The sequence below is a fragment of the Pseudarthrobacter sp. L1SW genome, from assembly GCF_020809045.1.
Classification (GTDB): Bacteria; Actinomycetota; Actinomycetes; order Actinomycetales; family Micrococcaceae; genus Arthrobacter.
In genome coordinates this window covers 1-22,707 of the sequence record NZ_CP078079.1, presented here as the reverse complement: position 1 = coordinate 22,707, position 22,707 = coordinate 1, and the positions used below count along the sequence as shown (strand labels likewise).

Below are 22,707 nucleotides of genomic sequence, written 5' to 3'. Positions count from 1 at the left end.
GTGAACGAGTCAGCGCGCACACCGTTGCACCGCGAGGACAGCCTCCCGGTGGATAACCGCCGTGTCCTCAGCGGCCGCTACGAGCTGGGCGGCCTGATCGGCCGCGGAGGCATGGCGGACGTCTACCGGGGAGTGGACACCCGGCTGGGGCGCACTGTCGCCGTGAAACTGCTGCGGGCGGACATGGCCCGGGACCCGCAGTTCCAGGCCCGGTTCAAGCGGGAAGCTCAGGCCGTTGCCGCCCTCAACCATTCCTCCATTGTTGCCATCTACGACACCGGTGAACACCTGGTCCACGATGGCTCGGAGGACAACGTCCGGGTGCCGTACATCGTGATGGAATTCGTGGAGGGCAAGACCATCCGCGACCTCATCCGCGCCCATGACGTCACCATTGACCAGGCAATCGACTATTGCCTGGGCGTCCTCGGCGCCCTCGAGTACAGCCACAAGGCCGGCATCGTCCACCGGGACATCAAGCCGGCCAACGTGATGTACTGCGAAAGCACCAACTCCGTGAAGGTGATGGACTTCGGCATTGCCCGCGCCATCGCCGACTCCTCAGCCACCATGACCCAGACGCAGGCCGTGGTGGGCACCGCCCAGTACCTGTCGCCGGAGCAGGCCCGCGGCGAAACAGTCGACGCCCGCAGTGACCTCTACTCCGCCGCATGCCTGCTGTATGAAATGCTCACGTCCAGGCCCCCCTTCATCGGTGACAGTCCTGTGTCCGTGGCCTACCAGCACGTCCGGGAGATTCCCGAGCCCCCCAGCAGCCTCAACCCCAAGGTGACTCCTGCCCTGGACAGCGTGCTGGCGAAGGCGCTGCAAAAAAACCGCGATGACCGGTTCCAGGATGCCGCGGCCTTCCGGCGTGCCCTGCGTGCTGCTCGATCAGGCGTAGCGGTCCCCGCACTTGCGGCCTCCGAAGCGCCCACGGACCCCAACGACCACGTCCCGCCGCCGGCCACCGAGGCCTTCCCCGCCGCGGGCGCAGGCTTCCTCCACGACGCACCTACCGGCCGGCTGGAGGCGACCCCTGCCCCTGCCGAGGACCACGAAACCCTGGTTCCCTTCGTGGCGGACGCTGATGACGAGCGGCCGGCTGATCCGTTGCCCCTTGGCCTGACTCCGGAACGTGAGCGGAGCCCGCGGCAGAAGTCCCGCCGTCGTGCGTGGATTGGCACGCTGGTGGTCTTCACGCTCCTTGTCCTGGCAGGCGGTGCCCTGTGGCTGTACAGCATCATCAACCGCCCCGCTCCGGCGGCGCCCAAGATCACGGTTCCGGCCGTGGCCGCCATGACAGAATCGGCGGCGCTGCAGGAACTGTACAACGCCGACCTCCGGCCCCGTATTGTCCGGTCGCAGCACGACACCGTTGCCAAGGGGACGGCGATCGGCACGGACCCGGCGTCCGGCGCCGCCCTGGATCGAGGCGCCGAGGTGATCCTCAACATTTCGGAGGGCCCCAGCGCCGTTATGATCCCTGAAAGCCTGCCGGGCAAGACCGAGGCAGCAGCCAGGGATATCCTGCGCCAAAGCGGGCTGGTTGGCGCCCCCTCCACCACCACGGCCAACAGTGCCACCGTGCCTGCCGGAATCGTGATCACCACAAGCCCCGCGCCCGGCCAGAAGGTGGGCGTCGGGACCAGCGTCGAACTGGTGGTGTCCACCGGCAAGGTCGCCGTCCCGGAGCTCCGGGGGCGTACCCGCGAAGAAGCAGAAGCCGCGCTGAAGGAACTGAGCCTGGTGCCCAACGTGGTTGAGGCCGAGAATGCCCAGGTTGAGCCCGGCAGGGTGATGGAGCAAAGCGACGCCGTGAACGCGGCCGTGGAACAGGGCAAGACCGTCACCATTGTGGTGGCCAAAGCGCCGCCGCCCCCGCCAAGCCCCAGCCCCACACCCACGCCTACTCCGACGCCGACCTCCACCAAAAAGGGCTAGGCACGACGCCGCGTTGGCTCGGCCCTTCGCCGGTGCGGCTCGGCTCGGCCAGTCAGTGCCTGTCTAGTGCTGGATCAGCGGGCTCAGCTTGGCCGCCCGGGCAGCTGCGCCCTTCATGCCCAGGGACTCAAGCCAGTTGCCCAGCATCTGGTAGCCGCCCTCGGTAAGCACGGATTCCGGGTGGAACTGCACGCCGCACAGGGGTGCAGTCCGGTGCTGCAGGCCCATCACCACACCCGTTGCCGTCTCAGCGGTGATCTCCAGGACGTCGGGGATGGACTCGCGCACGGCTGCCAGCGAGTGGTAACGCGTGGCCGTGACGGGGGAGGGGAGCCCGGAAAACACGCTGGTGCCAATGTGCTGCACAAGGGACGTTTTGCCGTGCATGAGTTCCGGCGCGTGCGTTACCTTGCCGCCGAAGGCCTCCGCCAGCGCCTGGTGTCCAAGGCACACACCGAACATGGGGACGCTGTTCTCGCCGCACCACCTGATCAGTTCAATGCAGACCCCGGCTTCCGCCGGGTTGCCGGGGCCGGGTGAGATGAGGACGCCATCCCGGGTGCTGGCCAGTTCGATGGCCTCTGCCAGGGTGACGTCGTCATTGCGGACCACGGTGGTTTCCGCGCCGAGTTCCTGGAGGTAGCCCACCAGGGTGTAGACGAAGCTGTCGTAGTTATCCACCACGAGGATCTTGGTTGTGGTCATGGCTGGCTTACGGAACCAATCGTTGAGTCGGTGAACTGGGTGTATTGGGACATCCAGGGGAAAAGGAACTGAACCATCAATACCAGTGCGGCGGCGATGAGCACCAATGAGGTGACAATCCGCAGCCAAAGCGGCCCGGGGAGATGGCGGAAAATCCAGCCGTACATGCTCATCCCTTCCCGATCGCCGCGGCCACCTGGTCCGCAATTTCCGCGGGCGGTCCGGCGGATGCAGGGCGCCAACTGTCCAGCAGGGCATAGGCAATAATGCGTTCTTCAGCGCCAAAGCGCGGGTTGCAGCTTGTCATGGTCAGGTATCTTTCAGTGGGGGCAACCCCCGGCTGCGCCGGCACCGGCTCCAGGACGTCGGTGCGCTGCGGCATGACGATCTGGTTGTTGCGGAAGACGTACACGTAATAGCCGTCCTTCGTCTGGACGTAGATCTTGTCCCCGGGCACCAGCGTGTGGATGTTGTCCAGGACGGCGCCGTGCGTCTGGCGGTGCCCCGCAACGGCGAAGTTGCCCACGGCACCCGGCATGGCGGTGGTTCCGTAATGGCCCAGCCCCAGGGTGTCCAGCACATCGCTGGTTGTCCCCTGGACGATCGGCCGCGTGTAGTTCGCCCCGAAGCGGGGAATGTACATGATGCCGATGGTGCCCCCATGGGCCGGCGCGGCAGCCACCACGGGCTCACCGAAGTCTTCGCCGGCGGCGGGCGGCGGAGCGGCGGCCGGCGCGGCAGGGGCAGCACCGGCGATGTCCTGCGCGAATTCCTTGATTACTTCGCTCTGCTTGGCATCTGATTCCACGTTGGTCCACCACAGCTGCCACGCAACAAACAGCAAGAGGATGATGCCGGCGGTGATGAGCAGCTCACCAACCACCTGGACCGTCCCGCGCAGAATAACGACGCCGGCAGGCGGCGCAGCGGCTTGCCTCGCCTTCTCCTGCAATACCACGCGTTCTCCTCCGGGCGGTTCCCATGGGCACCGGCGGCCCCTGAACTACGGCTAGAATTGGCTGCTAGTAAGAATCCAAATTTGACCAAGCAAGATTTTGATCAAGATCGCGCAGACCGCTGGCAATTTCCTTCTTGCAGGATACCAAGGCCGGAACGCCGATCTTGCCGCAGCCCGCCAAGGAGAGCCAGTGCCCGAGTCAAAGCCACGCAAGAAGACTGCCAGCACCCCGCAGCCGGCTACGTCCCAGGCTTACAAGCCCAACCCGGTATGGTTCAAGCCTGTGATGTTCGGCCTGATGATCATCGGCCTCTTCTGGATCATCACGTTCTACATCAGCGAAGGCCGCTTTCCTGTCCAGGCCTGGGAATCGTGGAACATCGTCGCCGGTTTCGGCATTGCCATCGTGGGCTTCCTGATGACCACCCGCTGGCGCTCCTGAAGCGTGCCTTCTGACGCTGCCGGTGTCCTGGTGGGTGAGGACGGCCTGGCCCGCCCGGCATGGGCGTCTGCGGACCCGCTTCTTAGGGACTACTACGACACCGAGTGGGGCCTGCCCGTCAAGGACGAACAGGGCCTCTACGAACGCATCTGCCTGGAGGGTTTCCAGGCCGGGCTTTCCTGGGCCACCATCCTGCGCAAGCGCCCCGCGTTCCGCTCAGCCTTCGCCGGCTTCAGTCCTGATGCCGTTGCGCTCTTTACAGACGCCGACGTTGAGCGGCTCATGCAGGATGCAGGCATCGTCCGGAACCGCCTGAAGATCCGTGCTGCCATCAACAACGCCCAGGCCACCCTGGCGCTGCGGCAGGACGGCGGCCTGGTGGACTTCGTATGGCGGTTCCAGCCCGCTGCCACCCCGCACCCTGCCGTCCACGCGGACATCCCCACCCAATCGGCTGAGTCCGTTGCGCTGTCCAAGGCCCTGAGGAGGAAGGGGTTCTCCTTCGTTGGCCCCACCACCATGTTCGCACTGATGGAAGCCATCGGAATGGTGGACACCCACCTGGTAGGCAGCCACCGGCGGGGGTCCTCCGGGGTCTGGCCCACCGCGGTCAGCTAGGGACGCGGTTTATCCCCAGCTGTTGGGAAAGTTATCCACAATGGGGATAACCGGCCGAACCGGCGTTTTGCCCGCGTCCGCTGCCGTCCAGTAGGGGCCCCACCGCTAATCCGGTACCGCGGATACGGTTATTAACAGTGTGGAATACCTGTGGATAATCCGCAGGACGGGCGGGCTGCCCCTGCCTTCGGACCCTACCGTTCACGCCGAACCGGGTGATGGCTGGTAATGGAGACGCGGTTGAATGCGTTCATTGTGATGGCCAGCCAGCTGACCACCGAAAACTCCTCCTCGGTGAGATGCTCCCGGGCATAGGCTTCCTCATGCTCCTGTTCGCTGTTGCCCGGAAGTTCCGTGATGCTTTCGATCAATGCCAGGGCAGCACGTTCCTTTTCCGTGAAGAGTGCTGTGTCGCGCCATGCAGGCAGTACCGCCAGCCTCTGCGGGGTCTCGCCCGCCTCCAGAGCGTCCCGGACGTGGAGGTCCAGGCAGAAGGCGCAGCCGTTCAGCTGGGAAATCCGCACATTGAGCAGTTCCATGGTCCGGACGTCTATGCCGGCCTCCTGGGCCGCCTCCTTGACCTTGAGCCCCAGCCCGTTCAATGCACGCCACAAAGCAGGGTGCTGCTTGTCAAGGAAGATGTGCTGGGTGGTGGCGGTCATGGACTCTCCTGTCGGCAAAAGTGCTCAGTCGCAAAGGTAGGCACCTGAAGCTTATCCACTTACCAACAGCGGGATACCCACAAGTTATCCACAACTGTGGAAAGTGGCGGAGAGCTCCCGGTGGATCAACAGCCCGCACGTTGCGATGCAGCGGCGGAAAGTGCAGCTAACTACACCACTGTTGTTTATTGACAGTGTGCATAACCATGTTGATACAGCACCCTGGCACCCCGAGGAACCCTGTCTTCCAAGCGCTTTTGGCGGGTTTATCCACAGAACAGCTGTTTTTAGGTGGTTTGTCCACTTAAGCACATGCCTATCCCCAAGAGTTATCCACAGATGTGGAGAAAAACGGCCCGACCACAGCCTATTCCGTGTCATGCCGCGCAATCGGCGCACCTGAATCGGGAACTACAGGCATGTAAGTTACCAACAATGTGGATAAGTACTGTGGATAAAGCAAAAACCCCGGCGTCCTCTGGACGCCAGGGCTTCTGGACAGTTTCAGCTTGGTTGCCCTACGGCCGGAGCCTAGATGGAAATCCTCACCCAGCTCGCCGCTATCAACAAGGCGAGCACGGCCACCAGGCCAGCGCCCTGGACGAGACCCTGCCGGGGGCCGCGGGGGGTGTACGCGAGAACCGTCGCGCACAACGCCCCGGTGATCAGGCCACCCAGGTGCGCCTGCCAGGCAATCTGCGGAATCAGGAAACCGATAACCCCGTTGATCGCGATGAGGACCCACAGCTGCCGGGTGTCACCGCCGCGCTGGCGCTGGACCAGCAGCATCGCGCCGAAGAGGCCGAAGATGGCGCCGGAAGCCCCTACGACTCCCACCAGCCCCTGTCCAGGCACCAGAACCGGGTTCAGGAGCAGGTACCCAACGGAGCCACCTACGGCGGACAACAGGTACAGGGCCAGGAAGCGGACGCGGCCAAGGAGCGGCTCCAAGGCCTGGCCGAAGATCCACAGCGTGTACATGTTCAACAGGATGTGCAGCAGTGAATCAGGAGAGTGCAGGAATGCCGCGGTCAGCATGCGCCACGGCTCGAACGCCCCGTACTGGGGGGTGGCGAAGACGTTGTTGTAGGCAAACTGTTCGTACACCGCCTGGCCCGGGATGAGCCACTGCAGCGCGTACACCACAACACACACGGCGATGATGCCGAACGTCACCACAGGCTTGCCGCTTGCTGCGGCGCCGCCATAGACCGTCCGCACCTCCGGCGTCGTACGCCTTGTTTCGTTGACGCAGTCAACGCATTGGAATCCGACGGCGGCCGCCCGCTGGCAGTCAGGGCAGGCGGGACGCCCGCATCGCTGGCAGCGCACATAGGAGGGCCGGTCCGGGTGCCGCGGGCAAACCGGAACCTGCGCGGACGGCTCAGCCGACGGAATTCCGTAACTCATGCTTCGGTGTTACAGCTGTTCGATGTCGATGCTGTTGATGGTGACGTCCTCCACGGGACGGTCACCCATGCCGGTGCGGACACCTTCAATTGCGTCAACAACCTTCTTGGATTCCTCGTCAGCCACTTCACCGAAGATGGTGTGCTTTCCCTGGAGCCAGTCCGTGGGGATAGTAGTGATGAAGAACTGGGAACCGTTGGTGCCCTTGCCCATGCGGATGCCCGCGTTGGCCATGGCCAGCTTGTAGGGCTGGTTGAAGCTCAGTTCCGGGTGGATTTCGTCGTCGAACTGGTAGCCCGGGCCGCCCACGCCGCGGCCCAGCGGATCGCCGGCCTGGATCATGAAGTCCTTGATGATGCGGTGGAAGATGGTCCCGTTGTACAGCGGGGTGCCGGTCTTGTCCTCGCCCGTCTCCGGGTGGGTCCACGCCTGCTCGCCGGTGGCAAGGCCTACGAAGTTCTTGACGGTCTTGGGCGCGTGGTTGCCGAAGAGGTTCACGGCGATGTCGCCGAGGCTCGTGTGGATGGTTGCTTTTGCAGTTGCGATGGCAGTCATAGCCCCCATTCTTCCACGGCCCCTCCGGGCCGTTGCGGCTCCGGCGGCAGTTCCGCGCTGGGTGAAATCCGCCTAAAATCCGCAGTGGGAATAGCCGGTGAACACCAAGCCACGTAGGCTAACCACAGAACCGTCACCTAACCGGGAGGTAGTTGTGAAGAAGTCGGACCGTATTGCCCGTGACCTTGAGCTGCAAGTCGCCAGCGCCGTAGAGAATGCCAGGGACTGGGCAGCCCCCCGTGTGGAAGCAGCCGTTGACCGTCTCCAGCATGGCCTGGACACTGCATCGCCAAAGATCCAGGAAGGCCTGAAGTCCGCTGCCCACAACCTGGCGGATGGCGTGGCCACGGTGACCCCTCGCATCCAGGACGGCCTGGCGCAGCTCGCGCCCAAGATCAACGATGCCGTGGAAGGCGCCTCGCCCCGCCTGCATGAGGCCCTGGACAAGGCCACCCCGGTGATCCTCAACGCCCGTGACCGGGTGGTTGTTGAATACCTGCCGCGCCTTTCAGACCAGATCGGCCAGGCATCCCAGGTGGTGCACCGCACCCTGGAGAACACTCCCGCCCACGTTGACGCGGTGGCGCAGAAGCTGGGGGATGTGGGAATCATCCACGCCATCCAGGAGCAGGCCCAGGCCACCGGCACCCAGCTCAAGGCCGCGGCAACCGAGGCAGGCCGCACCGTCGGCATCCAGCTGGCACAGCCGGAGCCCCCCAAGAAGAAGCGCGGCTGGCTTGTCTTCGGTGTGATCGCCGCGGCCGTGGCCGCCGGTGTCGCTGCATGGAAGGCCTCCAAGCCGGTCGAGGACCCATGGAAGACCCCGTCCCCGGTGACCCCCACACCCGCGCCGGTCCCGGCCACCACCGTGAACGACGTCCAGGAAAAGGCAGCCGACGCCGCTGGAACGCCGGCATCGTCCGTTTCCTCCACGGCCGACTCCACGGCTGACAAGGCAGAGGACGCCGGCGAAAAAGCAAAGCACGTGGCTGAAGAAACTTCGGACAGCGCAACGACTCCGGCGACCGATGCCAAGACTGCCACCAGGAACATTGCGTCCAACATCAACAATGGGGACAAGGGCACTACCCAGTCCTGATAAGACGTCCGCTGTATAAACCGGCCAAGGCCGGAGAGCTCAGCCGGAAAGGGCTCCGCCGCAGGGCGGGGCCCTTTTTGCTGTCTTCCATGGTTTCGGCCGTCCGGGATCGGAAGCGGTTGGATGCTAGATTTGAACTGATGCCAGCCCACCAACCCTCTGGGGATGCCTTGAACGACGCAGCACACCTGCCCCGCGTATCCATTGTCATCCCGGCATACAACGAGGAGAGCGTCATCCGGCAGTGCCTCATTGCTGCCATCTATCAGTCCGTCCCCGCCCACGAGATCGTGGTGGTGGACAACCTGTCCAAGGACCGGACCGCTGACATCGTGCGCCAAATGCAGCTCGAATACCCGGAAAGCCCGCTGATCCTGTTAAGCCAGGATGAGGCGCAGGGCCTGATCCCCACACGGAACTTCGGGCTGGACAACGCCACAGGGGATGTCCTGGGCCGGATCGACGCCGATTCGGTAGTGGAGCCCGATTGGGTGGAGCAGGTGCAGAAGGCGTTCCTGGACCACTCCGTCCAGGCAGCCACGGGTCCAGTGGTCTACTACGACATGCCCATGCGCCGGTTCGGCCTCAAGGCCGACGACAAGATGCGCCAGCTCATGCTGAAACTGGCAAAACACCAGTACCACTTCCTGTTCGGCTCCAACATGGCCCTCCGGTCCTCCGCTTGGGAGGCCATCCGGGCCGAGACCTGCCGCGATGAAAAGGACGAGATGCATGAGGACATCGATCTGTCCCTGCACCTCGCCGAGCACGACCTGAAAATCCAGTACTGCCCGCAGATGGTCTCCGGCATGTCCGCGCGCAGGCTGGAGGATTCACCCCGGGACTACCGCTACTACGTCACCCGGTTCGACCGTACCTACAAGGCGCACAACGTCAAGAAGATGGCGCTGAAGGCTCCCATGGTGGTGTTCTTTTCGGTGTACTTCCCGGCCAAGCTCCTCCGCGCCATCCACACGGTCAACACGGCCCAACCTGTGCGCCGAGGCGGCCAGTAGTCCCTCGGGACAGCGCCTTCAGTCCGTTCCCAGCTCCGCAAGGGGCCGGCCCGACGGCGGTTCCTCCTGTCCGGTACCCTCCGGTCTTCCCCGGCGCCCGGACCTGCCCGACCTTTGGCCCAACACGACGATAGCCAGTCCGGCCAGGATCAGTCCCAGCCCGGCATAGGTTCCGGCCGGGAGCGTCTCCTCGAGGAAAATCCCGGCGAGCAGTGCGGCCCCCGGTATTTCCAGGAGAATGATCATCGAGACCAGGAGCGGGCTCATGGTGGCCAGGAGATGGTTGAACGCTGTGTGGCCCACTAGCTGTGCGCAGACGGTGATCGCCAGGATCCCCAGCCATCCCGCTGCTTCGAAGCCCGCCAGCGGTTGCCCGGCCAGCAGGGCCATGACGGCCACGAACGCTGCGCACATCCCGTAGCAGAGCGTGGTGTACGTGCCCGTCGTCATGCTTTGCCGGGCCTTCCCGCCCGCCAGCGTGTACAGGCCGGCCAGCGCACCGCCGGCCACCGCCAGGAGGTCGCCCAGCAGGGCCTGCGGGGAGGACCCCATGTCAAACCCGGTAATGGCAACAACACCGCCAAAGGCGACGCCCAGGCCTGCCAGCACCTGCCAGCGGTGGCGGGTTCCGCGGAAGAGCTGGAAGACGGCGATCCAGGCCGACTGCAGGCACACCAGCGCGGTTGCCGCCGCCACGGACGTCAGCTGCAGCGAGGTTATAAAGCAGGCAAAGTGGAATGCCAGGGCGACGGCGGCCAGCAGGCACCAGCGAAACTCACGCCTGGTGATCCTGCCGAACTCGCGGGGCTCCCGGACCAGCGTGGGGGACGCCATCACGGCGGCGCCAATCGCGTTGCGCCAGAAGGCAATGGCGAGTGCACTGACCGTGGTGGCGCCCAGGGTGGCGGCAATCAGCGGACCGGATGATGCGACGCCCAGTACGCCGAGTGCTGCAAGAAAGAAGTTCACTGACCAACCCTAATGCGCAGCCCAGCCTGCTGCTGGAGAGCCTCCGGCCGACAAAGCAAAAGTCCCGGCCGGCGTTTCCGCTGACCGGGACTTCCTTATGGTGGAGGCACGGGGACTCGAACCCCGAACCCCCTGCTTGCAAAGCAGGTGCGCTACCAATTGCGCCATGCCCCCATAAGAAGCAACCCGTCAATCATACCCTAGAACCTGGAAGCCTCTGACCAGCTCCAGTCCGGGCGCCGGTGCTAGTCTACCGAGTCGGTTGACTTGCTCCAGACATCTTTCCGGGCTTCGGATTCCTGTGCTTTCCGGTAGAGCAGGACGCCTGCGATCGCCGCTGCCAATACAAGCAACTTCTTCACATGCTCCCCGTTCCGGTCCGGCTGCGGGTTACGCGAACCAGACCTACTCGAACCTGCACAGGTTCCGTGGGCGTACCAGGACTTGAACCTGGGACCTCTTCGTTATCAGCGAAGCGCTCTAACCGCCTGAGCTATACGCCCCGATGCCTCATCGGGCCGAGACATGACTTTACAGCACATCCCGGCCCGATCTCAAATCGGACCTTTTCGCCGGTATGTGGCCGGCGAAAGCGGGGACCTAGTCGTCCGTGAGGGTAACGCCAATGCCGCCCACCAGGGTGGCAGAGATGTTGTAGAGCACGGCGGAGAGCATGGAGAGAGCGGTCAGCAGGACCACGTTCACCACCGCGATGATGGTGGCGAAGGATGCCACCTGTCCCAGGGAAGCAACCTTCTTCAACTCAAAGCCGCCGCCCTCGGTGCCAGCCAGGGTACCCAACAGGCTGTCCACCTGGTCGAAAATGCCCGTGAGGTCAAGAACGGTCCACAGGACAATGGCGGCCACCACCGTGACAATTCCCAGTGCCACGGACAGCAGGAATGCCATCTTGAGGACGGACCACGGGTCCACCTTGCTGATCAGCAGCCGTGCACGCCGGACCTTGGCTTTCGGAGCAGGCTTGACCAGGCCGGGGGTGCCTTGCCCGGGAGAGCCCGACGGCGGACGCTGGCCGGGTGCCGGGCGCTGGCCGGGCTGTCCCATGGGACGCTGGCCCGGCTGTCCTGCCGGCCGGTCGCCCTGGGCCGGGCGCTGGCCGGGAACCGCGGGGCGCTGCCCCGGGGCACCGGCAGCTGCGGCAGGGCGCTGCTGCGGACGAACGGGGGCGTTTACCCGCGGAGCGGCTGAGGGCCGGCTGCCGTCGGGAACGGTACTGTTCGACTTGGGAAATGAGTCGGGATTACTCACTCGTTACCTCCGTGTAGTCTTCGTTCGGCTCAGCGTTGCCCGAGGCGTCCTCTGACTCAACGGCCGGTGGTTCTTCTGCCAATGCTGGGCTGGCTGATTCCTCGAGGGATCCGCCGTCTTCAGCCAACGTTACGTCATCCTCCGGCGATTCCTCGCCCTCGAGGCCGCGTTCGCTGTTGCGTGCCACCTCGATAATCCGGTCGTTTTTGTCCGGCTTGGCGAAGATCACGCCCATGGTGTCCCGTCCCTTGGCGGGGACTCCGGCAACGGAGGAGCGGACCACTTTGCCGCCCTCCATGACCACCAGCACCTCGTCCTCTTCCTGGACGATCAGCGCGCCCACCAGGTCGCCGCGTTCTTCCGCGAGCTTGGCTACCTTGATGCCCAGCCCGCCGCGTCCCTGGAGCCGGTATTCTTCAACCGCAGTGCGCTTGGCGTACCCGCCCTCGGTCACGATGAAGACGTAGGAGCCATCGGTCACCACATTGGCGGCGAGCAGTTCGTCCTCCTCACGGAACTTCATGCCGGTGACACCGGACGTTGCCCGGCCCATGGGCCGGAGGGCATCCTCGGTGGCGGTGAAGCGGATGGACTGGCCCTTGCGGGAGACCAGCAGCAGGTCGTCGGTTTCCGACACCAGCTGCGCGGACACCAGCTCGTCGCCGTCGCGCAGGTTGATGGCAATCACGCCGGCGGACCGGTTGGTGTCGTAGTCCTCGAGCCGGGTCTTCTTCACCAGGCCGCGCTTTGTGGCCAGGACCAGGTAGGGAGCCTGCTGGTAGTCCTTCAAGTCCAGGACCTGGGCGATGTGTTCGTCCGGCTGGAACGCCATCAGGTTGGCCACGTGCTGGCCCTTGGCGTCGCGGCCCGCTTCCATCAGCTCATAGGCCTTGGCCCGGTACACGCGGCCCAGGTTGGTGAAGAACAGCAGCCAGTGGTGGGTGGTGGTAACGAAGAAGTGCTCCACGACGTCGTCCCCACGGAGTTGGGCACCCTTGATGCCCTTGCCGCCGCGCTGCTGCGAACGGTAGTTGTCGCTGCGGGTGCGCTTGACGTAGCCGCCGCGGGTAATGGTGACCACCATTTCCTCTTCGGGAATGAGGTCCTCCATGGACATGTCGCCGTCGAACCCCATGAGGATCCGGGTGCGGCGGTCATCTCCATGCTTGTCCACGATCTCGCCGAGCTCGGTGCTGATGATCTCGCGCTGGCGCTGCTCCGAGCCAAGGATCTGGTTGTACTCGGCGATCAGCGCTTCAAGTTCGGCGTGCCGGTCCTGGATTTTTTGGCGCTCCAGGGCGGCGAGGCGGCGCAGCTGCATATCCAGGATCGCCCTGGCCTGCAGTTCGTCGATGTCCAGCAGTTCCATCAGGCCGTCGCGTGCCGCTTCGGTGGTGTTGGAAGCACGGATGAGGGCGATGACCTCGTCCAGCATGTCCAGTGCCTTCAGCAGCGCCCGCAGGATGTGGGCTTCTTCCTCCGCCTTGCGCAGCCGGTACCGGGTGCGGCGGGCGATGACGTCCATCTGGTGCGTCACCCAGTGCCGGATGAACGCGTCCAGGCTCAGGGTGCGGGGCACGCCGTCAACAATGGCCAGCATATTGGCGGAGAAGTTGCTCTGCAGTTCGGTGTGCTTGTAGAGGTTGTTCAGCACCACCTTGGCCACGGCATCGCGCTTGAGGACAATGACCAGCCGCTGTCCGGTGCGGCCGGAGGTTTCATCACGGAGGTCCGCGATGCCCTGGATCTTGCCGTCCTTGACCAGCTCGGCGATCTTGATGGCCAGGTTGTCCGGGTTTGCCTGATAGGGCAGCTCGGTGACCACCAGGCAGGTGCGTCCCTGCAGCTCTTCCACGTTCACCACGGCACGCATCGTGACGGAGCCGCGGCCGGTCCGGTAGGCATCCTCGATTCCCTTGTGGCCCAGGATGGTGGCGCCGGTGGGGAAATCCGGACCCTTGACCCGCAACAGGAGTTCTTCCAGCAGTTCCTCGCGGCTGGCGTCGGGGTTGGCCAGGTACCACTGCACGCCGTCCGCTACTTCGCGGAGGTTGTGCGGCGGAATGTTGGTGGCCATGCCGACGGCGATGCCGGAGGACCCGTTCACCAGCAGGTTGGGGAACCTGGCAGGCAGGATGGTGGGTTCCTGGTTCTTGCCGTCGTAGTTGTCCTGGAAGTCGACGGTTTCCTCGTCGATGTCCCGGACCATTTCCATGGCAAGCGGGGCCATTTTCGTTTCGGTGTACCGGGGTGCGGCAGCGCCGTCGTTGCCCGGGGAGCCGAAGTTGCCCTGGCCGAGGGCCAGCGGGTAGCGCATGGTCCAGTCCTGGATCAGGCGGACCAAAGCGTCGTAGATGGCCGTATCGCCGTGGGGGTGGTACTGGCCCATCACCTCGCCCACCACACGGGCACACTTGTTGAAGGAACGGTCCGGCCGGTAGCCGCCGTCGAACATTGCGTAAAGGACCCGGCGGTGGACCGGCTTCAGGCCGTCCCGCACGTCGGGGAGGGCACGGCCCACGATGACAGCCATGGCGTAGTCCAGGTAGGACCGCTGCATTTCTGTCTGGAGGTCCACCTGCTCCACGCGGTCGATCAGCACGTCGCCTTCAAGAACGGTGTCCGGAGTACCGGCGTCGGGGGCCGGGTTCTCGGGTGTTTCGTCGCTCATTTATAATTTCCGTTTCAGGTATATGTCAGTGTTCGAATATTAGGAAAATGTGCTTCCTAGATATCGAGGAACCTGACGTCCTTGGCGTTCTGCTGAATGAAGTTACGGCGCGATTCAACGTCCTCGCCCATCAGGACCGAGAAGATCTGGTCCGCCGCGAGGGCGTCGTCCATGGTGACCTGGAGCAGCGTGCGGTGGTCCGGATCCATGGTGGTATCCCATAGTTCGGTGTAATCCATTTCGCCGAGGCCCTTGTAGCGCTGGATGCCGTTGTCCTTGGGAATCCGGCGTCCCGCGGCCTGGCCTGCCACGAGTTTCGCGTCGCGTTCGCGGTCGCTGTAGACGTAATCGTGGGCTGCGTTGGACCATTTGATGCGGTACAGCGGCGGCTGGGCCAGGTAGACGTAGCCGTGCTCAATGAGGGGGCGCATGTACCGGAACAGCAGGGTCATCAGCAGGGTTGTGATGTGCTGGCCGTCCACGTCGGCGTCCGCCATCAGGACGATCTTGTGGTACCGCAGCTTGGAGAGGTCGAAGTCCTCGCCAATGCCGGTTCCGAAGGCCGTGATCATGGACTGGACTTCGGCGTTGCCCAGCGCCTTGTCCAGGCGCGCCCGCTCCACGTTCAGGATCTTTCCGCGGAGGGGCAGGATGGCCTGGGTCTCCGGATTGCGTCCGCGCTTGGCGGACCCGCCGGCGGAGTCGCCCTCCACGATGTAGACCTCGCACTTCTCCGGATTCTTCGAGGAGCAGTCGGAGAGCTTGCCTGGCATGCCAAAGGATTCCAGCGGGCTCTTCCGGCGGGCATTGTCCCGGGCCTTGCGGGCGGCCATCCGGGCCTGCGCTGCGGAGATCGCCTTCCGGATGACGTCCCGGGCGGGGCCGGGGTTGCGTTCCAGCCAGTCACCCAAACCGTCGGTGACCACGCGCTGGACGAAGCCCTTGACCTCGGAGTTGCCCAGCTTGGTCTTGGTCTGGCCCTCGAACTGGGGCTCGGCAAGCTTGACGGAGATGACGGCGGTGAGGCCCTCGCGAATGTCGTCGCCGGTCAGGTTGTCGTCTTTTTCCTTGATGATTCCCTTTTCGCGCGCGTAGCGGTTGATCAGGGAGGTCATGGCAGCACGGAAGCCCTCTTCGTGGGTTCCGCCCTCATGGGTGTTGATGGTGTTGGCGTACGTGTGCACGCTCTCGGAGTAGGCGTTGGTCCACTGCATCGCCATTTCGAGGGCTATCTTGCGTTCCGTGTCCTCGGTTTCGAAGGCGATGACGTCCTCGTGGACCACATCCACCTTCTTGCCGGAATTCAGGTGCTTGACGTAGTCCAGCAGGCCTTCGTCGTACTGGTACACCACGGTGCGGTGTTCTGCGGTGACTTCGCCCTCGGTGGCGACGGCGTCAAGGTCCAGGTCGGCATCGGCATCCGGCTCGGCAGCGGTGCGCTCATCCGTCAGCGTGATGCGAAGCCCCTTGTTAAGGAAGGCCATCTGCTGGAACCGGGCGCGCAGCGTCTCAAAGTCGAATTCGGTGGTTTCGAAGATCGCAGGATCCGGATAGAAGGTCTGGGTGGTACCCGTAAGGTCGGTTTCCTCACCCTTGACCAAGCTGCCCTGGGGCTTGCCGCCGTCCGCGAAGGACATCCGCCAGACATGGCCCTGGCGGCGCACTTCAGTATCAACGCGGCTGGAAAGTGCGTTGACCACGGAGATGCCGACACCGTGGAGGCCGCCGGAAACCGCATAACCGCCGCCGCCGAACTTGCCGCCGGCGTGCAGTATGGTCATGACCACTTCAACCGTGGGCTTGTGCTCGGTGGGGTGCATGTCCACGGGAATGCCGCGGCCGTCGTCCACAACCTTCACGCCGCCGTCGGCCTGCAGGACAACCTCGATGTGGGTGCAGTAGCCAGCAAGGGCCTCATCCACCGAGTTATCAACAACTTCGTAGACGAGGTGGTGGAGGCCGCGGGGTCCTGTCGAACCGATGTACATGCCCGGGCGCTTGCGTACCGCTTCCAGGCCTTCAAGGACAGTGATGTCGCTGGCACCGTATTCACGCGGCGTCGCCGATGGGGCCGGGGTATCAGGCGTTCGGGCATCCTCGACTGCGGGTTCAGCTGCCAGAATATCTGTATTGTCGTTAGCCACAGGCGCTGTCGACTCCTCTGTTCTCGATGATGGCCGGCCGAATCCCCTCCTGGACCCAGGAAAGTCATCCGCCAACAGGCACAAACTTATAGCGCCGGTGGCCTGCTGACGGTGGGGATCCGCGCTCCGCGTGCTGTGGGCGCGCGGAAAACGGACTCAGTCAACGTTTCACCCGCGCCCAGTTATCTACAACGATTCTACCGCGCGGCGGCCCATTTCCCCGCATTCCAGGGCCGTCGGCGGACAGTGGTGTGCCCGTGCGAGGGCGTTGACCGCGCCTTGGGCGAGCTGGAAGTGCGGCCTCCGGGTGCCTATACGCCCTCCATCCCCTACAGCGCTCTACACGCCGTTGGGCGGATTATCAAGAGTCCGGCCCCCGGCACTACCCGTACGTGTCCCGGGGGCCGCGGCCGTTTACCGAGCGCCCGCCCTTGCGCCAGCTCGGCGCCGCAGGGCCAAGCACCTGGATGCTGGTGACAACTCCGTCGCCCAGCTCCACCCGGAACTTCTCGAGGAGGCTGGTACTGAGGAGCCGCAGCTGGGTGGCCCAGGCAGTTGAGTCACAGCGGACGTGCAGGGTGGTATCGGTGAAGCTTTCCGGGGTGCAGTGGGCCGAGATCTCAGGGCCAACCAGGGTTGCCCACTCGGCCATCACGGATCCCACCGCCACCGGGGAGGTCCAGCCGCGTTCCGCCACCAGGCGTCCCACCACCTTGCCCAGGCCAAGGGGGTCGCGGCCGGTGCCATGGAACTGGCTGAAGCCGCGGGTGTCGCGGGTGCCTTTTTTGGCCTTTGAGGTGCCCGGGCGGTGGGCTGCCCTGCGGATTTCGCCGCGCGCCGCGGCGGCCTCCCGCATCCGGTTCAGGGCAACCTGCGGGGCGTCGATGTTGTCGGGGTCGCGGCCGGGCTGCAGCCCGCCGCCTTTCTCATTGTCCCTGCTCATCAATTCCTCCCGGGATGACCTTCACCCGCCGTCCGGACAGCTCTTCCGGGATGTCGGCGTCGACGGCGGCGGTCACCAGGACCTGCTCAGCGCCGGAGACTATTGCGGCCAGTTTACGCCGCCGCTGGACGTCCAGCTCGGCAAAAACGTCGTCGAGGATCAGGATGGGAGCGGAACCTCCGGTACGGGCGTCGTCCAGCATTACGTAATAGGAGGCGAGCCGCAGGGAGAGGCACATGGACCAGGTTTCGCCATGGGAGGCATAGCCCTTGGCGGGCGCCTGGCCCAGGATCAGTTCCAGTTCGTCGCGGTGCGGTCCAACGAGCGAAATGCCCCGTTCGAGTTCCTTCCGGCGTGATTCGGCGAAGGCTCGGACGTACCGCTCCGCCAACTGGTCCACCGAGAACTGGCGCAGGTCTTCCACGTCCGCCGAAGTACCTCCGCCCGCGGTGCCGGCCGCGGAAGGAAGCGCGGCGCCGTCGTCGTCCATCTGGTTCTGGAGGGTGGAGCGGTAGAGGGCGTCTGCCGGTTTAGACGCGTCGGTCAGGTCCGCATAGGCACGCGCCAGGTGCGGGCGGAGCCGCTCCACCAGCTCGAGCCTGGCATGGAGCAGTTCAGCGCCCGCCTTCGCCATGTGCTGGTCCCACACATCAAGGGTTGCCTCATGGGCGGAGGTGAACTTACCCGCCCGGGCGGACTTCAGCAGGGCATTGCGCTGCTTCAGCACGCGGTCATAGTCGCTGCGCGTTGCGGCATGGTGCGGGATGAGGCTGGCGAGCAGCTCGTCCAGGAAGCGGCGCCGGTTCGAGGGATCCCCCTTGACCAGGGCCAGGTCTTCGGGAGCGAAGAGGACGGTCTGGCAGATGCCCAGCAGGTCGCGCGCGCGTACCGGATTGCTGCGGTTGATCCGGCCGCGGTTTGCCCGGCCGGCGTTGATCTCAAGTTCCAGGACCGTGGTCTGCCCGCCCCGGACCAGGCGTGCCCGCACCAAAGCCCGGTCCGTTCCAAACCGCAGGAGGGGTGCATCCGAGCTGACGCGGTGGGAGCTGAGGGTGGCCAGGTAGCCGATGGCCTCCATCAGGTTGGTCTTGCCAATGCCGTTGTATCCAACCAGGACGGTGACTCCCGGACCCAGGGCAAGGTCAACCTGGGCGTAGCTGCGGAAGTCGGTCAGGGAGAGGTGTTCGAGGTACACGCGGTTTTCGGCAATTCTGGGAACCTGGACGGTTCCCGGGTGGATGCTACTTGGCGGGACGGGTGGCGTGTCCGCCGAACTGGTGGCGCAGTGCGGACACCATCTTCATGGCCGGGGAGCTGTCCTCGCGCGATTCGAAGCGGGCGAACAGTGCCGCCGTGATGGCCGGAGCGGGAATTGCGTTGGCGATGGCCTCTTCCACGGTCCACCTGCCCTCGCCCGAATCCTCGACGTAGTCGTCGATGTTCTGCAGCCCCGGGTCCTCATCAAGTGCCTTGACCAGCAGGTCCAGCAGCCAGGACCGGACCACCGTGCCTTTTTGCCAGGCGCGGAACGTGCCGGGAAGGTCGCTGATGATGTCCTTGGAAGCCAGCAGCTGGTAGCCCTCGGCGTACGCCTGCATCAGGCCGTATTCGATCCCGTTGTGGACCATCTTGGCGTAGTGGCCTGCGCCGATACCGCCGACGTGGACAAAGCTGTCCTCGCGTTCGCCCTCCGGGCGCAGGGCATCAAACACCGGAAGTGCGCGTTCAATGTCCGCCGCATCGCCGCCTGCCATCAGGCCGTAGCCGTTCTGCAGGCCCCAGACTCCGCCGGACACGCCGCAGTCCGCGAAGCGGATTCCCTTGGCAGCGAGGAGTTCGCCGTGTTTCTGGTCCTCGGTGAAGCGCGAGTTTCCGCCGTCGATCACCAGGTCGCCCTCGGTGAGCTTGTCGCCCAGTTCTTTGATGACGGCGTCCGTGATCTCGCCGGCGGGAACCATCACCCAGATCAGCCGCGGCACCGGGACTGCGGCAAGGAGTTCATTGAGGGTTGCGACGTCCGTGACATCGGGGTTCCGGTCGAAGCCCGTGACCTCCACGCCGCCCTTGCGCAGGCGTTCGCGCATATTGAATCCCATTTTGCCAAGGCCGATCAGTCCAATGTGCATTGTGGAACTTCCTTCTGCGCTAGGGTGCGGGAACAATCGTGGGCTGCCAAACCAGGTAGCAGTAAGTGTCGTTTTGGACGTCCATAACGACACTTGGCGCTACTTAGTTGGGGAGGCGGACGGGCATCACCAGGTAGCGGTAGTCATCCTGGTCCTCGCCGTCGGCGTCCGCCTGGGCTGTGATCATGGCCGGCTTGGGCGCAGTGGTGAACGAGAACCGGACAAACTTGGTTTCGATCACGCTGAGGCCCTCCACCAGGTAGTGGGGGTTGAAGGCCACCGTGATGTCATCACCGGACAGCTGGGCCTCGAGTTCCTCGGAAGCCTGGGCGTCCTCTCCCGTTCCGGCGTCCAGGTTCAGGAGCCCCTGGGTGAAGGCGAGCCGGACCGGAGTGTTGCGTTCAGCCACAAGGGAGACGCGGCGCACGGCTTCAACAAGCTCCTGGGTCTGCACCGTGGCGTGGATGGGAGTCGAGTCCGGGAACAGCGAGCGGATCTTGGGGTAATCGCCGTCCACCAGCAGCGAGGTGGTGGTCCGCCCGCCGCTTTCGAAACCGATCAGCCTGCTGTCGTCGTCCGCGAGGGCCAGGTTGATGTCCCCGCTGTTGCCGAGGGTCTTTGCGACTTCGTTCAGGGTTTTCGCCTTGACCAGGGCACTGGTCGAGATACCGGGGTTGACCGGCTTCCACGGCACTTCGCGCATCGCCAGGCGGTAGCGGTCAGTGGCGAGCAGCGTGATGAGGTCGTCCTCGATCTCCATCCGCACGCCCGTGAGGATGGGCAGGGTGTCATCCTTGCTGGCAGCGATGATCACCTGTGACACCGCCTGGGCGAAGGCATCACCGGGGACCGTTCCGCTGATGGCCGGGAGCGCGGGAAGAGGCGGGTACTCGGCCTCGGGCATCGTGGCCAGGTGGAAGCTGCTTCGGCGGCAGGTCAGGGTGACTTTGTTGCCATCCGTTTCGACGTCCACCGGTGCCGAGGGGAGGCTGCGGCAGATGTCCGCCAGGAGCCGGCCGGAAACCAGGATGGTGCCTTCGTCCCTGACGTCGGCCGCGATTTCCAGGCGGGCGGACGTCTCGTAGTCAAAGCTGGAGAGACTGACGGTGCCGGCTTCCGCCCTCAACAGCAGGCCGGACAGGACGGGCACGGGCGGCCGCGGAGACAACGACCGGGCTGTCCAGGTGACGGCTTCTGCCAGGACGTCCCGATCGACTCTGAACTTCACGGAAGGGTGCCGCCTTTCATTGCTGCTGCCATAGACCTGGAACTTCCCGCAGGCAGTTCCAAAAAGTGTGTTGCCCCGCCACTTGAACCTGCATGGTCCGTGCTGCGGGAACCACACGAAAACCCAAGGATGGGAGCGCTGCTGACAGCTTAGCCGGAAGATCCGGGATTAACCCATCCCCGATGGTCCCGGCTGCCTTAAGGGCCGCCCGGCCTGGTGCGGTGTGGACGGGTGCACAGGTCTTGTTGTTTGAGGGATTTCAATTTTTTGGGATTAGTAGTGTTAATAACTGCTGTGGAAACTGTGGATAACCTCCCCTCACCGCGGGATCCAGCGGTTAAGCCCTGTTCATCCAGTGTGGGCGGCGCAGGTTTTAAACAGGGTGTGGATGGGGAGAACATTTTTTGCGATTTTCCGAATCCACAGGCGCCTTAAGGGTTTTAAGCCCATTAACCGCGGTTGTCCCCTTAACTATCCACAGGCTTATCCACATGCACCTGTTAATAAGGTATAGGTGCGCTGGCTAGGAGTCTCGCTGCTGCTGCTTGATCCGGTTGGTCAATTCCGTCACCTGGTTGTAGATCACACGCCGCTCGGCCATCAGCTCGCGGATCTTCCTGTCAGCGTGGATCACGGTGGTGTGGTCGCGGCCGCCGAGTTCCTGGCCGATCTTCGGCAGCGACATGTCCGTGAGTTCGCGGCAGAGGTACATGGCAATCTGGCGTGCGGTCACCAGAGTCCTGGTCCGCGACTTGCTGCACAGCTCTTCCATGCTCAGCTTGAAGTACTCCGCGGTCTGCTGGAGGATCTGGCTGGACGTGATCTCCTGGGCGCCGTCGTCGGTAATGAGGTCCTTGAGGACCATTTCCGCGAGTGCCACATCCACGGGCTGGCGGTTGAGGCTTGCAAAGGCAGTGACCCGAATCAGGGCGCCTTCAAGTTCACGGATGTTGCTGGAGATCTTGGATGCGATGTATTCCAGCGCGTCATCGGGAGCGGACAGGCCTTCACTCAGGGCCTTCTTGCGGAGGATGGCGATGCGGGTTTCGAGTTCCGGCGGCTGGATGTCCGTGAGCAGGCCCCACTCGAAGCGGGACTTCATCCGGTCCTCGAACCCTGCCAGCAACTTGGGCGGCTGGTCCGAGGTGATGACCACCTGCTTGTTGTTGTTGTGCAGGGAATTGAACGTGTGGAAGAACTCCTCCAGCGTCCGGTCCTTGCCCGCGAGGAACTGGATGTCATCGATGAGCAGTACGTCCACGTTGCGGTACGTGGTCTTGAAGCTGGCGCCTTCATCGTCACGGATGGAGTTGATGAAGTCGTTGGTGAACTCTTCCGAGTTGACGTAGCGGACCCGGATGCCGCTGTAGAGCCGCCGGGCGTAGTGGCCGATGGCGTGCAAAAGGTGCGTCTTGCCCAGGCCGGAGTCACCGTAGATGAACAGCGGGTTGTAGGCCTTTGCGGGTGCTTCGGCGACGGCGACGGCGGCAGCATGGGCAAAGCGGTTGGAGGAACCAATGACGAAGGTGTCGAAGACGTACTTCGGGTTCAGGCGGCCGAATTCATGGGAGGTGCTGGGCAGCATGGGCTGCGGCTTCTGCTCGATGAGCTGGTCCGGGGAGAAGGAAGGCTCGACGACGACGGGTTCGGGTTCCTTGTGGATGGGCACCAGGTCCGTATCCACGTCGATGGCGCACCGGATGTCCTCGGAGAAAACGTTGTGCAGTGCGTCGTCCAGGGCGTCCTTGACCTGGGTCTGGAGCACTTCGCGGGTGAGCTCGTTGGGAACGGCCACCAGGAGGGTGGACCCGATCAGGCCCTGGGCCTGGGCAAGGATGACAAAGCCACGCTGCCGAGGTGAAACACGGTGGTCCTGTTCCAGGAGGCTGACAACGCGCCGCCAGGAACTTCCGACAGTATTGGCGTGGTTGGCTTCGTCTACTGTCAT

Annotated in this window: 21 protein-coding genes and 2 tRNA genes; 5 read left to right on the top strand and 18 right to left on the bottom strand. The window is 64.2% G+C overall.

Annotated elements, in window-relative coordinates; translation table 11 throughout:
- Complete coding sequence (pknB, locus tag KTR40_RS00115; protein WP_304940889.1) at positions 1-1,944, top strand: Stk1 family PASTA domain-containing Ser/Thr kinase; 1,944 nt, start codon at positions 1-3, stop codon at positions 1,942-1,944.
- A gap of 63 nt (positions 1,945-2,007) precedes the next feature.
- Here pknB and KTR40_RS00110 read toward each other — a convergent pair whose 3' ends face one another.
- Genes KTR40_RS00110 through KTR40_RS00100 form a run of 3 tightly spaced genes read right to left on the bottom strand, consistent with a single transcriptional unit; the run spans position 2,008 to position 3,607 of the window.
- A complete protein-coding gene (locus KTR40_RS00110; protein WP_139027265.1) occupies positions 2,008-2,649 on the bottom strand; it encodes an aminodeoxychorismate/anthranilate synthase component II in 642 nt (213 codons plus the stop codon).
- A complete protein-coding gene (locus KTR40_RS00105) occupies positions 2,646-2,816 on the bottom strand; it encodes a hypothetical protein (RefSeq protein ID WP_171058866.1) in 171 nt (56 codons plus the stop codon). The genes KTR40_RS00110 and KTR40_RS00105 overlap by 4 nt, the downstream gene beginning before the upstream one ends.
- Before the next feature lie 2 nt (positions 2,817-2,818).
- On the bottom strand, positions 2,819-3,607 hold the full coding sequence (locus KTR40_RS00100; RefSeq protein WP_228404819.1) for a class E sortase: 789 nt from the start codon (positions 3,605-3,607) through the stop codon (positions 2,819-2,821).
- Between the two features lie 190 nt (positions 3,608-3,797).
- Here KTR40_RS00100 and KTR40_RS00095 point away from each other — a divergent pair, with 190 nt between their 5' ends.
- Both KTR40_RS00095 and KTR40_RS00090 read left to right on the top strand, forming a co-directional pair.
- Positions 3,798-4,049, top strand: coding sequence for a cell division protein CrgA (locus KTR40_RS00095; protein WP_139027263.1), 252 nt, complete (start codon positions 3,798-3,800; stop codon positions 4,047-4,049).
- Between the two features lie 3 nt (positions 4,050-4,052).
- Positions 4,053-4,667: a DNA-3-methyladenine glycosylase I gene (locus KTR40_RS00090; protein ID WP_139027262.1), complete on the top strand. Its 615-nt coding sequence runs from the start codon at positions 4,053-4,055 to the stop codon at positions 4,665-4,667.
- Between the two features lie 194 nt (positions 4,668-4,861).
- Here the strand turns inward: KTR40_RS00090 and KTR40_RS00085 are convergent, their stop codons facing one another.
- The 3 genes from KTR40_RS00085 to KTR40_RS00075 form a co-directional block, all read right to left on the bottom strand.
- Positions 4,862-5,329 (bottom strand): carboxymuconolactone decarboxylase family protein, encoded by a 468-nt coding sequence (locus KTR40_RS00085; RefSeq protein ID WP_228404818.1) that lies wholly within the window; start codon positions 5,327-5,329, stop codon positions 4,862-4,864.
- Between the two features lie 531 nt (positions 5,330-5,860).
- Positions 5,861-6,739 (bottom strand): rhomboid family intramembrane serine protease, encoded by an 879-nt coding sequence (locus KTR40_RS00080; protein ID WP_139027260.1) that lies wholly within the window; start codon positions 6,737-6,739, stop codon positions 5,861-5,863.
- 9 nt (positions 6,740-6,748) lie between these two features.
- Complete coding sequence (locus KTR40_RS00075; RefSeq protein ID WP_139027259.1) at positions 6,749-7,294, bottom strand: peptidylprolyl isomerase; 546 nt, start codon at positions 7,292-7,294, stop codon at positions 6,749-6,751.
- Positions 7,295-7,448: 154 nt separating this feature from the next.
- Here KTR40_RS00075 and KTR40_RS00070 point away from each other — a divergent pair, with 154 nt between their 5' ends.
- Positions 7,449-8,393, top strand: a complete 945-nt coding sequence (locus tag KTR40_RS00070; RefSeq protein ID WP_139027258.1) for a hypothetical protein — start codon at positions 7,449-7,451, stop codon at positions 8,391-8,393.
- Between the two features lie 140 nt (positions 8,394-8,533).
- A complete protein-coding gene (locus KTR40_RS00065; RefSeq protein WP_139027257.1) occupies positions 8,534-9,409 on the top strand; it encodes a glycosyltransferase family 2 protein in 876 nt (291 codons plus the stop codon).
- An 18-nt stretch (positions 9,410-9,427) separates the two neighbouring features.
- Here KTR40_RS00065 and KTR40_RS00060 read toward each other — a convergent pair whose 3' ends face one another.
- The 12 genes from KTR40_RS00060 to dnaA all read right to left on the bottom strand — a co-directional run bounded on the left by KTR40_RS00060 (position 9,428) and on the right by dnaA (position 22,707).
- Positions 9,428-10,378 carry a DMT family transporter gene (locus KTR40_RS00060; RefSeq protein ID WP_228404817.1) on the bottom strand — a complete coding sequence of 317 codons (951 nt, stop codon included), beginning with the start codon at positions 10,376-10,378 and terminating at the stop codon, positions 9,428-9,430.
- A gap of 98 nt (positions 10,379-10,476) precedes the next feature.
- A tRNA-Ala gene (locus KTR40_RS00055) sits at positions 10,477-10,552 on the bottom strand.
- Positions 10,553-10,623: 71 nt separating this feature from the next.
- A complete protein-coding gene (locus KTR40_RS00050; RefSeq protein ID WP_218950010.1) occupies positions 10,624-10,740 on the bottom strand; it encodes a DLW-39 family protein in 117 nt (38 codons plus the stop codon).
- A 67-nt stretch (positions 10,741-10,807) separates the two neighbouring features.
- A tRNA-Ile gene (locus KTR40_RS00045) sits at positions 10,808-10,881 on the bottom strand.
- Positions 10,882-10,978: 97 nt separating this feature from the next.
- Positions 10,979-11,647 carry a DUF3566 domain-containing protein gene (locus tag KTR40_RS00040; RefSeq protein WP_139027255.1) on the bottom strand — a complete coding sequence of 223 codons (669 nt, stop codon included), beginning with the start codon at positions 11,645-11,647 and terminating at the stop codon, positions 10,979-10,981.
- Positions 11,640-14,318 (bottom strand): DNA gyrase subunit A, encoded by a 2,679-nt coding sequence (gene gyrA, locus KTR40_RS00035; protein WP_228404816.1) that lies wholly within the window; start codon positions 14,316-14,318, stop codon positions 11,640-11,642. The genes KTR40_RS00040 and gyrA overlap by 8 nt, the downstream gene beginning before the upstream one ends.
- Positions 14,319-14,374: 56 nt before the next feature.
- Positions 14,375-16,462, bottom strand: coding sequence for a DNA topoisomerase (ATP-hydrolyzing) subunit B (gyrB, locus tag KTR40_RS00030; protein ID WP_139027253.1), 2,088 nt, complete (start codon positions 16,460-16,462; stop codon positions 14,375-14,377).
- A gap of 382 nt (positions 16,463-16,844) precedes the next feature.
- The gene (locus tag KTR40_RS00025) at positions 16,845-17,405 is read right to left on the bottom strand and encodes a DUF721 domain-containing protein (protein ID WP_139027252.1); all 561 of its coding nucleotides are present in this window, start codon (positions 17,403-17,405) and stop codon (positions 16,845-16,847) included.
- Positions 17,389-18,600: a DNA replication/repair protein RecF gene (gene recF, locus KTR40_RS00020; protein ID WP_228404815.1), complete on the bottom strand. Its 1,212-nt coding sequence runs from the start codon at positions 18,598-18,600 to the stop codon at positions 17,389-17,391. Before recF ends, KTR40_RS00025 begins: the two co-directional genes overlap by 17 nt.
- A gap of 46 nt (positions 18,601-18,646) precedes the next feature.
- A complete protein-coding gene (gene gnd, locus KTR40_RS00015) occupies positions 18,647-19,531 on the bottom strand; it encodes a phosphogluconate dehydrogenase (NAD(+)-dependent, decarboxylating) (RefSeq protein ID WP_228404814.1) in 885 nt (294 codons plus the stop codon).
- A 103-nt stretch (positions 19,532-19,634) separates the two neighbouring features.
- Positions 19,635-20,759: a DNA polymerase III subunit beta gene (dnaN, locus tag KTR40_RS00010; RefSeq protein ID WP_228404812.1), complete on the bottom strand. Its 1,125-nt coding sequence runs from the start codon at positions 20,757-20,759 to the stop codon at positions 19,635-19,637.
- A 523-nt stretch (positions 20,760-21,282) separates the two neighbouring features.
- Positions 21,283-22,707, bottom strand: a complete 1,425-nt coding sequence (gene dnaA, locus KTR40_RS00005; protein WP_104996246.1) for a chromosomal replication initiator protein DnaA — start codon at positions 22,705-22,707, stop codon at positions 21,283-21,285.

Bases quoted from the DNA above. Each gene is read 5' to 3' on its own strand.
- dnaA (WP_104996246.1), bottom strand. From the start codon at position 22,707: ATGACAGTAGACGAAGCCAACCACGCCAATACTGTCGGAAGTTCCTGG.
- gnd (WP_228404814.1), bottom strand. From the start codon at position 19,531: ATGCACATTGGACTGATCGGCCTTGGCAAAATGGGATTCAATATGCGC.
- KTR40_RS00085 (WP_228404818.1), bottom strand. From the start codon at position 5,329: ATGACCGCCACCACCCAGCACATCTTCCTTGACAAGCAGCACCCTGCT.
- KTR40_RS00025 (WP_139027252.1), bottom strand. From the start codon at position 17,405: ATGAGCAGGGACAATGAGAAAGGCGGCGGGCTGCAGCCCGGCCGCGAC.
- KTR40_RS00075 (WP_139027259.1), bottom strand. From the start codon at position 7,294: ATGACTGCCATCGCAACTGCAAAAGCAACCATCCACACGAGCCTCGGC.
- KTR40_RS00080 (WP_139027260.1), bottom strand. From the start codon at position 6,739: ATGAGTTACGGAATTCCGTCGGCTGAGCCGTCCGCGCAGGTTCCGGTT.
- KTR40_RS00110 (WP_139027265.1), bottom strand. From the start codon at position 2,649: ATGACCACAACCAAGATCCTCGTGGTGGATAACTACGACAGCTTCGTC.
- KTR40_RS00065 (WP_139027257.1), top strand. From the start codon at position 8,534: ATGCCAGCCCACCAACCCTCTGGGGATGCCTTGAACGACGCAGCACAC.
- KTR40_RS00105 (WP_171058866.1), bottom strand. From the start codon at position 2,816: ATGTACGGCTGGATTTTCCGCCATCTCCCCGGGCCGCTTTGGCTGCGG.
- gyrA (WP_228404816.1), bottom strand. From the start codon at position 14,318: ATGAGCGACGAAACACCCGAGAACCCGGCCCCCGACGCCGGTACTCCG.